This is a genomic window from Actinokineospora sp. HUAS TT18, from assembly GCF_051364635.1.
Lineage (GTDB): Bacteria > Actinomycetota > Actinomycetes > Mycobacteriales > Pseudonocardiaceae > Actinokineospora.
The window spans coordinates 3,544,445-3,557,919 of record NZ_CP195645.1; the positions used below are offsets into that span (position 1 = coordinate 3,544,445).

Below are 13,475 nucleotides of genomic sequence, written 5' to 3' on the forward strand. Positions count from 1 at the left end.
GGGGTGGGCGCAGCGTGATCGCCCGGCGACGAGGTGCACCCGACAGTGGGACTGAACCGGTCCCGAGCGGGTGTTCCGGCCGGTTGGGATGGCGAGTCCGCGACACCGGGAGCAGTCTGTGGGACGGGCCACTCGACCCAAAGAATTCATGAGTTGGATCATGGAGGTTTGTGGTGCTCGCCGAACAGATCATCCCCAAGGAATTCGCCCCGTTGGCCGATGTGCAGGCCAAGGAGGAGGAAGCGCTGCTGGCCCGCAACGGGGTCGTCGGCGTGGCCTTGGGGCACAAATTCACCGATGGGCAGGACACGGGGAAGCGGGCGTTGATCGCGCTGGTCGACTCGAAGATCCCTAAGGAGATGCTCGCCTCCTCGGATGTGGTGCCGAAGACGATCGCCGGGACACCTGTGGATGTGCAGGAGGTCGGTATCATCCAGGCCGGGGACGCCCTCGGCCGCACCCTGGAGGAGACCCGCCCCGCCTACACCAATGGCGCCCCCGCGCTGTTGGCCGACGACGCCGCCCTGGCCGCCAGGGAGAACGTCGGACCGTTCACCCTCGCCGCCCGGGTGCGCCCCGCCTACGGCGGAGTCAGCGTCGGGCACGTCAACGTCACCGCCGGCACCCTCGGCACCTGCTGCTACGACGCGGCCCCGTTCCCGGGGATCCCGCAGCGCTACTACCTGCTGTCGAACAACCACGTGCTCGCCAACTCCAATCAGGCCCAGATCGGGGACCCGATCCTGCAACCCGGCGCCTACGACGGCGGCACCTACCCCGCCGACGTCATCGCCCGCCTGTCCCGGTTCGTGCCGATCCGCTTCCAGGTCCAAGGGCAGCCCACCCCGATCAACTATGTCGACGCCGCGATCGCCGAGGGCAAGTTCGCCGACCTCGACCGCCGCATCTTCTGGACCGGGCACCTGCGCGGCGTGACCGGCACCCCAGCCGTGGGGATGGTGGTGGAGAAGTGCGGGCGCACCACCAACTTCACCACCGGCGCCATCGTCAACATCAACGCCACCGTGGACGTCAACTACGGCCAAGGCAAGATCGCCCGCTTCGGCCGCCAGATCCTCACCACCGCCATGTCCGCCCCCGGCGACTCCGGCAGCCTGGTCGCCGACCTCGACCAGAACGCCGTCGGCCTGCTCTTCGCAGGCAGCCCACAGGTGACGGTGATCAACCCGATCCTGCTCGTGCAGTCCCTGCTCGGCATCCGCGTCAGCGAACACTGACCACCGCACGCGTGTGAAGGACTGCTTGTGATGAACCAGCACCCCGATGAGGACGCCACCGTGGCCGCCGCACTGGACCAAGCCCAGCGGTGGCTCGACGCGATCCCCGGTGTCACCGGGGTCGGCCAAGGTGAGCAGGACGGCCGGGCCACCATCGACGTGTGGGTCACCGACCCCGAATGGGCCGAGCGCCTACCCCGCGAGGTGAAAGGCCTCACAGTCCGGGTCCGCGACACCGGCGGCCCCATCACCCCCCAGTAACCCGACGGGCGGGGACACGGCGACAGAATCACCCCGACGACCTCGCGGTGATCCCACGCGAAGGAACCGGGGGCGGCTCGACTCGATCTCGAACCGCCCCCGTTCCCGCCGCCCCGGCCGGGGCTGGCCGCCGAGCCCTTAGGGCGTGCGTCCCCGGGCGGCGGTGCGATGCACGACTTCCACTGTCGAGGCGATGAGTGAGGTACCCCGCGATGACCGTCGCGACGAACGTTCATACCGCTGTGCTGCTCGACTATCTGCATCTGGCCCGGGACGCCGAGGAGAAGCTCGCGGGCCTGTTCGCCCGGCACGTGGCGGGCATGCCGGACGGGGACTACCGGGCCTGGCTGACCGAACAGACCACCCGCGCCCGCGACCGCGCCCACGACGTCGATGTGCGTCTGGTGCTGCTCGGTGAGACCCGGGGCGGGCTGTCCGCCACGGTGGGGGCGGTGCGCCGGTTGGCCGACGACGCACTGGAGGTCTCCACCGCCGCCGTGTCGGCCGGATTGGACGTGGTGCGCCGCCACCCCCTGGAATCGACCGTGGTCGCGCACGCCCGCAGCGCGGCGGTGGCGGTCGCGGAGACCCGCGCCGTCTACCGGGCCATGGCCGAGGTCGCCCGCGCCGCCGACGACGAGCAGACCACCGCCCTCGCGGAGGCGTGCCACGAGGAGTTGACCGGACTGTTCACCGCCTTGGACGACGCGTTGCCCGCCCTGGTCGTCGCCGCCCTGGACGCCGCCGAGTCGCGCCCCACCTACCGGGAGGCCGCCGAGACCGCGACCCGCCGAGTCCGCGACGTGGCCGCGGTGTTCGGCGAGGACGCCGGCCACGCCCAACACGAACTGCGCGACACCCTCGACCGGCTCCTGCGCCGCAACCGCCAGGACTCTCCCGACGGAAACCTTGACCGCGCCGAGATCACCGCCCTACCCGACCGCCACACCACGCGGGCCACCGAGGCTGCCGAGGCGTTGCCGATCGACGGCTACGACCAGCTCACCGCCCCACAGATCATCGACCGCCTCACCGGCCTCACCCAGGATCAACTGGCGGTGCTGGAGCGCTACGAACGCGCCCACGCCGACCGGGTCACCGTGGTCGACAAGATCCAGGCCCTGCTCGACCGAGCCAGCTCGGACACCACCACCTGACGGATCACCGGGTGCCGCGCACGTCCAGGCACCGTGGGCGGAGGTACCCGGTCGAGTGGTTCTTGCCGTCGTGGGCGGCGGGCTGGGCGTGGTTGTGATCGGATGCGCCGATCCACCGCTGGCATGTGCACGGACCTGTCTTCCTGGTCAGTGGCCGCTGGCGGGGTTTCGTTGTGAGAACAAGGGATCAGGGGTTGATGAGCGGTACACGGCTTGGCGGGTTGGACACGGCGTTCCTGTGCCTGGAGGACGCGGATCACCCGCTGCAGGTGGGCGGAATGGCCATCTTCACCCCGACCGCGGCGGTGTCCCCGTGGCGGCTGGTGGACGTGCTGACCGAGCGGGCCGCGCGGATCCCGCGGTTGCGGGAGCGGGTCGTGTTGTCCCCGCCTCCGCCGTGGGGCGCCCACTGGGTGGCGATGCCGTCGGGGTTCGACCCGCGCCGCCACATCCGCACCCACGTGCTGACCGGCGGCGACCGCGCCGAACTCAACCGCTATGCGGCGGCGGTGATCGCTGAGCCGCTGCGGCGGGACCGGCCGTTGTGGCGCGTCCATGTGGTGACCGGCCTGGCCGAGGGCGACTTCGCCGTCATCGTCGTCCTGCATCACGCCATGGCCGACGGCGCCAAAGCGATCATGGTTGGCCTGGGTCTGCTCGACCACGCCCCTCCTGCCGCCGACCTCCCGGTGGTGGAGGACCACGTCGGATCGCGTGGTGTGCGGGGGACGTTGCTGGCCGCGGCCGACCGGTTGATCGGCGCGACGGCCAAGGCGGCGGCGGTCCGCCCACCCGATCTCGCCCGCGAGGCCCGGCGGGCGGCCGGGGTCGCCGCCGCGGTAGCCAATACCGCCTGGCTGCTGCCCCCACGCGGGCCGCTGCTGGCCGCACCGTCGCCGCGCCGGGCGGTCGCCACCGCCACTCTGGCGATGGACCAGGTGCGGGGGTGCGCCGTGCTCTCGGCGGCACGACCCATGACGTGCTGCTCGCGGTGGTCGCCGGGGCGCTGCGGAACTGGCACATCGGCCGCGGCCTGCTCCCCGACCACGCGCGGGCACGCGCGTTGGTGCCGGTGAACCGGCGTGTCCGCACCGGCGACACCGCGGCGGGCAATCAGTTGTCCGGGTATTTGTGCGAGTTGCCGGTCGGGCAGCCCGACCCGGCCCGCCGCGTCGCGGCGGTGCGCGCGGCGATGGACGTCAACAAGGCGGCGGGGCCCGGGCGCGGGGCGGGCGCGGTGGCCACCCTGGCCGACCACCTCCCGGTGGGGCTGCACCGGCTCCTCACTCCGCTGGCGCGGCGGGCCGCGCCCGCACTGTGCGACCTCGTGGTCACCACCGTGCCCATCCCCTTCCGCCCACTGTCACTCGATGGCGCGGTGCTGCGGGAGGTGTATCCGCTGGTGCCGCTGGCAGCCGGGCACGCCCTGTCGATCGCCATGGCCACGCATCGCGACCACGTCCACGTCGGGATCCAGGGCCAGCGCGCCCCGGACGTCACCAGGCTCGCCGCGGCGTTTCCCGCCGCGCTCGCGGCACTCACCCCGGAATACGCGCCCGGCGACCACCACCCGCGGGTGCGGTTGCCGTTCGCTCGCGCGCGCGGGGCCCCGGTGGGGGTGGGCACCCCGATCACCTGAGGCGCACCACCCGCACCGTCGATGAGATGAGCAAGGCAGAAGCGACCATGTCCGAGCACGTGCGATCGTCCATCACCATCGCGGCCACGCCTGGGGAGGTGATGGACGTGATCGCCGACTTCACCGCCTACCCCGCGTGGGCCACCGGCATTACCAGCGCAGACATTCTCGACCGCGGCCACGACGACGGCCGCGCCGTGAAAGTGCTGTGGCGCATCGCCTCAGGTCCGGTCACCGACGAACAGGTTCACACCTATCAGTGGAACGGCGACCGCAGCGTCACCTGGCTGCTGGATGACTCGCGGATGCTGCGGACCCTGCACGGCTCCTACGTGCTCACCCCCGTGCCCGGCGGGCACACCGAAGTCACCTACATCCTGCGCCTGGAGCTCAAAGTCCCCCTGCTCGACGTCCTCAAACGCCGCGCCGAGAAAATCATCATCGGCAGCGCCTTGACCAGACTCAAACACCGAGTCGAACACCTCCACCACACACCACACCCCACCAGATGACCCCCACGACCACCCGGCCCCGGCACACACCAACGATCACGCCCACCACAGAACTGCCCGATGCTCCCAGAGGAACCACGCTCGATCCGCGACAAGCACACCAATCCCTGCCCGCCCGGTCGGATGCGGTGATCTCCGATCGGCTGCCGCGTGTGGCGGTGATCCTGTCGGTGACCGCGGCCGCCGCACTGTTGGCCCGGGTCGGCTACCTGCTCGGCGCCCGGGTCACGACCATGGCGTTGACCACACCCCGCCGTCCGAACCGGCGCAACCGTAGGTGACCGGGACCCGGCTGGAGCGTGGCGCGGGGGTGAACCACTGGCGTCCGATGAGGTGGTCGACGGTCCACCGGCTTCCACCGCCCACTCGATCGCTGTTACACATTGGGGGCGATAGTCACAGCAGCCGGAGAGGGGTGTTCGACCTGATGCGCCATGGCACGGCCCGTGTCAGGACGTGCCCCTCACCCGGGGCTCGATCGAGCCGCGAGGTCGATCGAGCCAGTGATCGTGATCCCCCCTTTCCCTCCCCTGGAGAAACGGGATCACGCGTGGGGCGCGGGGAACGGATACCGCCCTGGCCAGGGATCGAGAAACCTCACCGCGGCTACCGCGCTCGATTCCCGCGCGGCGAGGGCACGCAGGAGTCCTCGCCGGCCGCGACGGCCCAGGACGGTCCATGGGACACCGCTTCCCACTCCCCACGGTCGGTGTGTCGGGTCTGCTGCCGCGCAGGGTGACCGCGGACCCGATACATCGACACTCCGTTGTCGCCCGGCCGCCCCCCATCCGACACCGGCCGGGCGACAACGGAGCCCCCCCCCAGCGCTGTGCCACAAGGCGCCGAATTCCCGATGCGAGCCTAGGATCCCGTTGTGCGTGAGGACTTCCACGACCGTCTCGACCGGCTGACCGGCCACCTGGCGGGCATGTGCGGCGTCGCCGTGGGCCAGCTGGCCGCGGCCACCGACGCCCTGGTCGCGACGGACTTGTCCGCCGCGAGACGAGTGGTGGTGGCCGACCGCGGCTTGGACGCCGCCCGGGAGCGGTGTGAGCATGAGGCGCAGATGCTGCTCGCCGTGCAGGCACCGGTCGCCTCCGACCTGCGCGCCATCCTCGCCGTCGTCTACGCCGCCGACCGCGTCGAACGAATGGGCGACCTCGCCCGACATATCGCCGAATCGGTGGTCCGCGCCCACCCACGTCCTGCGGTGCCCGCCGCGGTGCTGCCCGTGTTCGAAGAGTTGGGCCGGTCAGTCGCGGGCATGGGCCGACAGTTGACGGCGATGCTCGCCGACGGCGGCGGTGTCGCCTTCGACATCCTGCATGACGCCGACGAACACGTCGACCGGCTCCACGAGGGCCTGATGCGGCGGATCAACGCACCCGGCTGGGCACACGGGGTGCCCGCCGCGGTCGAAACGGCACTGTTGGCCCGCTTCTACGAACGCTTCGGCGACCAAGTCGTCTCCGTCGCCCGGCGGCTGGACTTCGCCCGCACCGGCGAACTCCCGGTCTGACCCCGCCCGAGGGTCAGACCGGGTCGCCGTGTCCGTCCTCGGAGATCAGTCCGTCGTCGGCGGTCAACCCGAGCATGGCGAGCAGGTCGGCGCAGTCGACGGCGTCGCGAGCGTGGGCCGCCACCTGCCGCGCCGCGCGGGCCCGCTCGTGCGAAGTGTTGATGCCGACCCCGCCGACGACGGTGGGCAACATGTGGCCCAACTCGCGGGGCGAATCCAGGCGCTCAACGGACATGGGCGGCCGCCCAGCGACACTGCTGCGCCAGGTTCTCGGCGGCGTCCTGGGCGTCCTGCAAGTACTCGTGGTCCGTCGAGTCCTGGCCGTGGCGCACCAGCAGCAGATCGGTACACACCTCCCCGAGTACATCGGCGACCGCGGCCATCGATGCCAGCAGCGACCGCACCCTGGCGGGGTCCAACTCGGGGGTGTCCGGGCCGCACGGGTCGACCTCGCCCAAGGCTTGGGTGTAGGTGTCGATGATCTCGCGCAGTAGTCGCGGCACCTCCGGCACAGCCGCGACCGCAGGAACCGGCGCTGGGTCTGTTGTCGTCATGGGCACGCTCCGAGAAGGTCCGTCGACACTACACCGAACAGCATGTGACCAGGCACAACGAGCCAGCACCCCAACGGAAACGCACTCATGGTCTCGGGTTGCAGAACGCTCGACGGCTCCCTCGGTGGCGCGTACTCTCGGTGACACGTGCGGGCGCGGAGATCCCCCAGGCCCCGCGACGCACACCGCCACCCGCGAGGCACTTCCGGGTGGCACCCCCGGTCACCGCACACGGTCGCGCGGTGACCGGGCCCATGTCATGGCGGGCTCCCGGCGGTCGGCGCGACACGGAGAAGCACGCAGGTCGCCTCCACCACGACCATCGCGGGCGGGTCCCGGTCGAGATCCTCCCGCCACGCCCGGAACAACCCGTAGAGAAGGTCGTCGTCGTTCACCCGACCGGCACCGCCTCGTCGACAACCACATCGGCACCGGCGGAGACGTCGGGCCCGGCGTCCAAGGTGGCCAGGTGGCGGCGCAGCCGGGTCAGCGCCCGGTGCTGGCGGACCCGGACCGCCCCCGGCGTGCAGCCGAACTCAGCCGCCACTTCCTCGGTAGTCCAGCCCAACCCCACCCGCAGCCACAGCAACCGCCGATAACTGTCGGGCAACACGCCGAGCACCGCGGCCAAACGTCGCGACCGCTCCCCGCGCAGCACGCCGTCCTCGGGGTCGGCGGCGTGCTGGTCGATGGTGTCGGGCAGATCCGCGTACGGGTCCGTCCGATCCCTGCCGACCCGCCGCTGGACGTCGACCACCTTGTGCGACACTACGCCGTGCACCAGCGGCCAGAACGATCCGTCGTCGCATCGGTGGCGGGGCAGCATGACCAGGATCGCCGCGCAGGCCTCCTGCGCGATGTCCTCCGCGGTCGCCGAGCGTTCCTCCCACGCGGTCACCCGACGACGACTCCAGCGCAGCACCCGAGCCCGCACCACCGTCATCAACTCGCCCAACGCGGCCCGGTCCCCGTCTTGGGCGCGCTCGATCAACCCGGTCAGCTCCATGTCGCTGGTTCCGCCCACCGCGACCGCCTCCCAGCATCACCCGACCGGGTCCTCTGAGGACCCGCGTGTGGGTCTGTGTCGGAGACGATCTACAACCCGTTACTCGCAGGCCGCACGGGCTGCTCCGATCAGGTGGCGTGCACTGTGGACAGAGAGGCGGTGGCGTACGGTGTCGACCCGCACGGTGCCACAAGAGGCGCGACGATATGGGAAAGGAACACGGATGGCCCACACCGACACCTACATCGGGCGACACCGCGAACCCGACACCCACGACCCCGGCGACGACACCTCGCCCCCGGACACGCCGGCTACGCCGGAACCGCGCGAGGACGAGCGGGAAATCGACCCGATGAGGTGATCATCGAGTCGCGCGGCCGCACCGCCCGTGTCGCGGCCCTACTGTCAACGTTTCGCCCGCCCGGGCACTCCCGGACGCCCAGCCCGAGCGGGCCAACGCGGCCTGCGGAACCCCCTCCCACACTCGCGGGTTCCGCAGGCCGCCAACACATACGGTCCGCCGGGCCTCGGTCGGCGAAAGACGAAAGTTGAGGACGTGCGGGGCAGGTCGCGGCCTCGGTAGTCAGTTCGTGGACTCGCTGGGTTCGACTCCGGCGCGGACAGCAGCCTTGGACGCGGCGCGGCCGTAGTCGGTGGCCATGCGCTCGAACTTCGCGGCGGCCTCGAGATGGCCGTGGGTGATGAGCCAGCCCGCGGTGTTGCCGCACTGGCGGGACACATCACCGTAGTTGATCGCGACCGTGCGCTCGGCGCGCGCATCATCGCGTTCGCACGTTTGGTGCTCACGTCACTGCGGCGCAGGGCCACACCAGCCCGGCTGACCAAGACAGCGGACACTGTGAGAAGTCGAGGAACACGCCCAGCACGTCGCCCCAGCCCCTTTCGTCGGTCCGTGGTGGGTGAGTCGTCCCGATCTTGCAAGGTGTAACCCCAGCCCACCCGTGCGACGGCGGCCACTGGTCCGTCGATCAGCGAGTAGGTCCGGGTGGCGTTCACGGAGGCGGACGGCTCCACCGGCGCCTGGGGGTTACGCCGGGAGCCGTCCGCACAGTGAGCATCGTCAGCCGCGCATTGAGTGTTTCCGAGCCGGGCTCAAGGTCAGTGCGCAACGTGCCGTCGGCTGGCTCCCCGGACAGGCCCGCGCTGTTCGGCGTCGGTCACCACGTCCTACGTGTCGACAACTTGCCAACCCCGATCCTCAGGCAACTGGAACCCGAGAGCTGCTACTGGGTCAGTCTTGCCGAGTTGTCGACTCTACGCGGGTGCGGTGCGTGTCCGCGATCAGCCCGTGGGTGGATCTGGTGGGGCGGGCGGGGTTTGAACCCGCGGCCAAGCGATTATGAGTCGCCTAATGACTGCGTAACGGTCGACCGGTTCGCCGAAGTTGATCGTTGCCGTTGGTTCGCATCGACTCCTCTGAGTCGCCGGGCGATGAGCTCTCAGAGCAGACGGGCAGCGATGTGGACCGGCGGTGGTGGTTCGGCGCGTTGTGCTCGCCGGTGCGGTGCAGTTCTCCGCCGGGGCTCGGCGTGTCGGACCAGCACCCCGCCGGAGTTCGTGCACGTTGCTGATCGTGGTTCGAGCCCGCCCGCACGGGACACGCCTCGCAACACCTGAGCCTGGAGCTCTGGAGCATCGACCGGGACCGTGCGGGTCGCTGGGATCGCGAACGGCTCATCGGAGGTCAGGCCAAGAGCCTCGTCATTAGGCGGCCGCGCGTTCTCGCCAGGGTCTCTGACCAGCGGAGACAGCCAGCCGAGGAGGTCAACGTGTCGAAGGTGTTCTGCGGTATCGACTGGTCGGAACAGCACAACGATGTGGCCCTGATCGATGCCGAAGGGCAGCTCCTGGCCAAGCGGCGGATCAAAGAAACCGTCGAGGGGTTCGCCGAACTGACGGCGCTGTTCGCCGAGGTCGGCGACACTGTCGACCAACCGATCCCTGTCGCGATCGAGACACCACGCGGCCTGTTGGTCGCCGTGTTGCGGGCATCCGGCAGGCCCATCTATGCGATCAATCCGATGGCGGTGGCCCGCTACCGCGAACGCTATGGCGCCTCCCGGAAGAAGTCCGACCATGTCGCCGCCATGGCACTGGGAGGCATCCTGCGCACCGACGCGCACCTGCATCGACCGTTGCCCGCCGACACCGACCTGGCCCGCTCGATCGCCGTGCTCGCACGCGCCCACCAGGACGCGACCTGGCGGCGCACCAAGGCGAGCAACGAGTTGCGGTCGCTGCTGCGCGAGTATTACCCGGCGTTCCTGGAGGCCTTCGCCGCGGGCACCGTCACCAACCTCGCCACCGGCGACGCGCGCGCCGTGCTCGGCATCGCGCCGACCCCGGCCGCCGCGGCCAAGCTGACCCAGGCTCGCATCGCGACCGCCCTACGCCGCAGTGGCCGCAAGCGTGGCGCCGATCAGCGCGCCGCCGAACTACACCAACTGCTGCGGCGACCACACCTGCGCCACGACGAACTGATCGAGCACGCGATGGGCGTCCAGGCCCTACGGCTGCTGGCCACGCTCAACGTCGAGTGCGACAGCGTCGACCACCTCGGCGCGGCTACCGCCGAGGCGTTTCACCACCACCCGGACCACGCCGTGATCACCAGCTTCCCCGGCCTCGGCGATCTCACAGGAGCCCGCGTGCTGGCCGAAATCGGTGACGACCGCAACCGATTCGCCGACGCACGCGCCCTCAAGGCCTACGCCGGATCCGCGCCGGTGACCCGCGCGTCAGGCCGCAGCACGTCGGTAACCTATCGCCGCGTCAAGAACGACCGCCTGGCCGCCGCCGGTTGGATCTGGGCATTCGTCGCCTCCACAAACTCACCCGGCGGGGCACTGCACTACCGGCGCCGCCGAGACGCCGGCGACCGGCACGCCGCCGCCCTCCGCAACCTGTTCAACCGGATGCTCGGCTGCCTGCACCACTGCCTGATCACCGGACAGCTCTACGACGAGACCATCGCCTTCCCTAACCTGACAAACCATCCGCAATCCCCGGCGGCTTGACATCCAAAACTGATCGGAGGTCTGCTCTGACCAGCTGAGCTACCGCCCCCTTGGGTCAAGGATGGCTGAGGTGTCAACAACAGCGGGAGCCGACTGGGCGCAGATCAACGCGAGATTGTCCAGTTGTGTCCGCTGAGGTGGTGTATGGAGTTTCCGCTGGTTGACGGCGTGACGGCGATGTAAGAGACGGCCACCGCGTGATCCTCAAGAGAACCGACCAAGGAATCTCTGAGAGGAGCACGACGATGACCGCTGCTGACAGTGTGGACCCTGTGGGTGTGTTGGGCGAGCACTAGCCGGGGCGAGCCCGGATTTGCTGCTTGAGATGGTGACGGCGTTCGCCAACGCCCTGATGTCGGCCGATGCCGACGCTCGCTGCGGCGCTGATTACGGGGTGCGCAGCCCGGATCGGGTCAACTCCCGCAACGGATACCGGGCTCGGGAGTGGGACACCCGTGCCGGGACGGTCGAGTTGGCGATCCCGAAGCTACGGCAGGGTTCGTACTTCCCGGATTGGCTGCTGGCGCATCGTCGCCGCGCCGAGCAGGCGCTGGTGAGGCGTGGTCGCGACCAGGTACCTGCTCGGTGTCTCGACCCGGCGGGTGGATCGGCTCGCCGAACAACTCGGCGTCCGGCACCTGTCGAAGTCGCAGGTCAGCGAGATGGCCGCGCACCTGGACACGCAGGTCGCGGCGTTCCGCGAGCGGCCCTTGGACGCCGGGCCCTACACCTTCGTCGCGATGGACGCCCTGGCGATCAAGGTCCGCGAGGGCGGGCGGATCTTCAACGTCCACGCACTGATCGCCACCGGCGTCAACAACGACGGCCACCGCGAGATCCTCGGCTGGACGTCGCCTCCGAGGAAGACGGCGCCGGGTGGCTGGCGTTCCTGCGCGGCCTGGTCGCCTGCGGCCTGGGCGGCGTGTCCCTGGTGACCTCCGACGCCCACACGGGGCTGACCGCGGCGATCGCCTCGGCGTTGCCGGGCGCCGCCTGGCAACGCTGCCGCACCCACTACCTGCGCAATCTGCTCACCAAGGTCCCGAAATCGGCCCAGCCCGGCGTCGCGACCCTGGTGCGCACCATCTTCGACCAAGCCGACGCCGACACCGTCGACGAGCAGTTCGGCAAGGTCGCCGACTCCCTAGTACGGCAGCCGCACCCTGTGATCTCGGCTGGCGTGTCGTGATCGAGGAGACGACCACTGCGTGATCAACTTTGGTGTGTGTTGGATCTCGAAGAAGCCGTGGTGGCCGCGTCGTGGACAGTTGCCGATGATCGCCTGGGGCGGTGGCAGGTCGGGTTCGACGACTTGTTTGCGCTGGTGGCGGGCCAGTTCGCGCAGGTGGAGTCGCGGCGGCGGGCGCGATGGTATCTGCTCGGGTTGCTCTCGGGTGCGGAGCGGAAGAACTCCTGGACCATCGCCGAGCAGGCTGGTGATCTCACTCCGGACGGGATGCAGCGGCTGGTGAACTTCCACCGCTGGGACGCTGATGTGGTGCGCGACGACCTGCGCAGCTACCTGCTCAAGCATCTGGGTGACCCGGCCGGGGTGGTGGTGGCGGATGAGACGGGGTTCCTGAAGAAGGGCACTCGGTCGGCCGGCGTGCAGCGGCAGTACTCCGGGACTGCGGGCCGGATTGAGAACTGCCAGCTCGGCGTGTTCCTGGCGTATGTGTCCCCGCACGGGCGGGCGCTGATCGACCGGGAACTGTACCTGCCCGAGATCGTGGACCGAGGATGGGCCACGGTGCGAGCGGGCCGGGATTGGCGAGGAGATCGAGTTCGCCACCAAGCCGAAGCTCGCACAGGAGATGCTGGAGCGGCTGCTGGCCGAGAACGGCCGGGAGGCGATGCCGTGGTTCACCGCCGACGAGGCCTATGGCGACAACCCCGGGCTGCGGGAATGGCTGGACGAGCAGGACCTCAACTACGTTATGGCCGTATCCTGCGACGCCCGGTTCACCACCCCAACCGGTCCGCAGCGGGCCGACAAACTTGCCGCATCGGCACCGAAACGTGGCTGGCAGCGGCTGTCCTGCGGCGAGGGCAGCAAGGGGCAGCGGCTGTATGATTGGCTGCTGATCGACCCCGGCAGTAGGTCAGACACCGATAGCCACCTGCTGCTGGTCCGCCGCTCGATCTCCAAGCCCAGCGAGCTGGCCTACTACATCTGCCGCTCCAGCCACCCGGTGCCCGTCGCGGAGCTGGTCCGGGTGGCTGGCAGCCGTTGGGGCGTGGAGGAGACCCTTCCAGTTCGCCAAGAACGAGACCGGGCTGGACCACTACCAGGTCCGTAAGTACGACGCTTGGTACCGGCACATCACCCTGTCCATGCTTGCCGCGGCGTTCCTCGCCGTCAGCGCCCACACCGAACGGGTCCGAACCGAGCCAAAGGGGGCCCCTCCCCCGGCGACACACAGCTGATTCCGTTGTCATGCAACGAGATCCGACGCCTCTGGACCTTGCTGACCCGTCCGAACCATCCAAAAGAGCACATCGATCACTGGTCAGACTGGCGACGACTCCACCAAACCCGAGCTAGACGAAG

The 13,475-nt window shown here is 69.8% G+C and carries 15 protein-coding genes and 2 pseudogenes; 12 read left to right on the forward strand and 5 right to left on the reverse strand.

Translation table 11 applies throughout. The features are described 5' to 3' along the window. Positions 1-173: 173 nt before the first annotated feature. From ACSHT8_RS15710 to ACSHT8_RS15745, 8 genes are all read left to right on the forward strand, one after another. The gene (locus ACSHT8_RS15710) at positions 174-1,238 is read left to right on the forward strand and encodes a serine protease (protein ID WP_436501759.1); all 1,065 of its coding nucleotides are present in this window, start codon (positions 174-176) and stop codon (positions 1,236-1,238) included. Between the two features lie 30 nt (positions 1,239-1,268). Then, entirely contained in the window at positions 1,269-1,499 is a 231-nt protein-coding gene (locus ACSHT8_RS15715) for a hypothetical protein (RefSeq protein WP_436501760.1), read from the forward strand. 212 nt (positions 1,500-1,711) lie between these two features. Further along, positions 1,712-2,656 carry a hypothetical protein gene (locus ACSHT8_RS15720; RefSeq protein WP_436501761.1) on the forward strand — a complete coding sequence of 315 codons (945 nt, stop codon included), beginning with the start codon at positions 1,712-1,714 and terminating at the stop codon, positions 2,654-2,656. 197 nt (positions 2,657-2,853) lie between these two features. Next, a complete protein-coding gene (locus tag ACSHT8_RS15725; protein ID WP_436501762.1) occupies positions 2,854-3,732 on the forward strand; it encodes a wax ester/triacylglycerol synthase domain-containing protein in 879 nt (292 codons plus the stop codon). Further along, the gene (locus ACSHT8_RS15730) at positions 3,636-4,295 is read left to right on the forward strand and encodes a WS/DGAT domain-containing protein (RefSeq protein WP_436501763.1); all 660 of its coding nucleotides are present in this window, start codon (positions 3,636-3,638) and stop codon (positions 4,293-4,295) included. The genes ACSHT8_RS15725 and ACSHT8_RS15730 overlap by 97 nt, the downstream gene beginning before the upstream one ends. Positions 4,296-4,321: 26 nt before the next feature. Then, positions 4,322-4,807, forward strand: coding sequence for an SRPBCC family protein (locus ACSHT8_RS15735; RefSeq protein WP_436501764.1), 486 nt, complete (start codon positions 4,322-4,324; stop codon positions 4,805-4,807). Positions 4,808-4,935: 128 nt separating this feature from the next. Continuing rightward, positions 4,936-5,088 (forward strand): hypothetical protein, encoded by a 153-nt coding sequence (locus tag ACSHT8_RS15740; protein ID WP_436501765.1) that lies wholly within the window; start codon positions 4,936-4,938, stop codon positions 5,086-5,088. A 593-nt stretch (positions 5,089-5,681) separates the two neighbouring features. Further along, the gene (locus ACSHT8_RS15745; RefSeq protein ID WP_436501766.1) at positions 5,682-6,326 is read left to right on the forward strand and encodes a phosphate signaling complex PhoU family protein; all 645 of its coding nucleotides are present in this window, start codon (positions 5,682-5,684) and stop codon (positions 6,324-6,326) included. Between the two features lie 13 nt (positions 6,327-6,339). Here ACSHT8_RS15745 and ACSHT8_RS15750 read toward each other — a convergent pair whose 3' ends face one another. The 4 genes from ACSHT8_RS15750 to ACSHT8_RS15765 all read right to left on the reverse strand — a co-directional run bounded on the left by ACSHT8_RS15750 (position 6,340) and on the right by ACSHT8_RS15765 (position 7,904). Then, entirely contained in the window at positions 6,340-6,519 is a 180-nt protein-coding gene (locus tag ACSHT8_RS15750) for a hypothetical protein (RefSeq protein ID WP_436501767.1), read from the reverse strand. A gap of 31 nt (positions 6,520-6,550) precedes the next feature. After that, entirely contained in the window at positions 6,551-6,880 is a 330-nt protein-coding gene (locus tag ACSHT8_RS15755) for a hypothetical protein (protein ID WP_436501768.1), read from the reverse strand. A gap of 257 nt (positions 6,881-7,137) precedes the next feature. Then, a complete protein-coding gene (locus ACSHT8_RS15760; protein WP_436501769.1) occupies positions 7,138-7,275 on the reverse strand; it encodes a hypothetical protein in 138 nt (45 codons plus the stop codon). Then, on the reverse strand, positions 7,272-7,904 hold the full coding sequence (locus ACSHT8_RS15765; protein WP_436501770.1) for a sigma-70 family RNA polymerase sigma factor: 633 nt from the start codon (positions 7,902-7,904) through the stop codon (positions 7,272-7,274). Before ACSHT8_RS15765 ends, ACSHT8_RS15760 begins: the two co-directional genes overlap by 4 nt. Before the next feature lie 205 nt (positions 7,905-8,109). On the opposite strand from ACSHT8_RS15765, the gene ACSHT8_RS15770 reads away from it, so the two are divergent. Then, entirely contained in the window at positions 8,110-8,247 is a 138-nt protein-coding gene (locus ACSHT8_RS15770; protein ID WP_436501771.1) for a hypothetical protein, read from the forward strand. 222 nt (positions 8,248-8,469) lie between these two features. Here ACSHT8_RS15770 and ACSHT8_RS15775 read toward each other — a convergent pair whose 3' ends face one another. Beyond that, complete coding sequence (locus tag ACSHT8_RS15775; protein ID WP_436501772.1) at positions 8,470-8,625, reverse strand: hypothetical protein; 156 nt, start codon at positions 8,623-8,625, stop codon at positions 8,470-8,472. A 1,051-nt stretch (positions 8,626-9,676) separates the two neighbouring features. On the opposite strand from ACSHT8_RS15775, the gene ACSHT8_RS15780 reads away from it, so the two are divergent. From ACSHT8_RS15780 to ACSHT8_RS15790, 3 genes and pseudogenes are all read left to right on the forward strand, one after another. Continuing rightward, the gene (locus tag ACSHT8_RS15780; RefSeq protein WP_436501773.1) at positions 9,677-10,924 is read left to right on the forward strand and encodes an IS110 family transposase; all 1,248 of its coding nucleotides are present in this window, start codon (positions 9,677-9,679) and stop codon (positions 10,922-10,924) included. A gap of 245 nt (positions 10,925-11,169) precedes the next feature. Beyond that, positions 11,170-12,071: pseudogene (locus tag ACSHT8_RS15785) on the forward strand (IS256 family transposase); the annotation flags it as partial. Between the two features lie 135 nt (positions 12,072-12,206). After that, positions 12,207-13,351: pseudogene (locus ACSHT8_RS15790) on the forward strand (IS701 family transposase). Positions 13,352-13,475 lie beyond the last annotated feature (124 nt).

What these genes read in the sequence shown, in the direction of transcription:
- ACSHT8_RS15715 (WP_436501760.1), top strand. Translation starts at nt 1,269, where the DNA reads ATGAACCAGCACCCCGATGAGGACGCCACCGTGGCCGCCGCACTGGAC.
- ACSHT8_RS15735 (WP_436501764.1), top strand. Translation starts at nt 4,322, where the DNA reads ATGAGCAAGGCAGAAGCGACCATGTCCGAGCACGTGCGATCGTCCATC.
- ACSHT8_RS15750 (WP_436501767.1), bottom strand. Translation starts at nt 6,519, where the DNA reads ATGTTGCCCACCGTCGTCGGCGGGGTCGGCATCAACACTTCGCACGAG.
- ACSHT8_RS15720 (WP_436501761.1), top strand. Translation starts at nt 1,712, where the DNA reads ATGACCGTCGCGACGAACGTTCATACCGCTGTGCTGCTCGACTATCTG.
- ACSHT8_RS15755 (WP_436501768.1), bottom strand. Translation starts at nt 6,880, where the DNA reads ATGACGACAACAGACCCAGCGCCGGTTCCTGCGGTCGCGGCTGTGCCG.
- ACSHT8_RS15770 (WP_436501771.1), top strand. Translation starts at nt 8,110, where the DNA reads ATGGCCCACACCGACACCTACATCGGGCGACACCGCGAACCCGACACC.
- ACSHT8_RS15725 (WP_436501762.1), top strand. Translation starts at nt 2,854, where the DNA reads ATGAGCGGTACACGGCTTGGCGGGTTGGACACGGCGTTCCTGTGCCTG.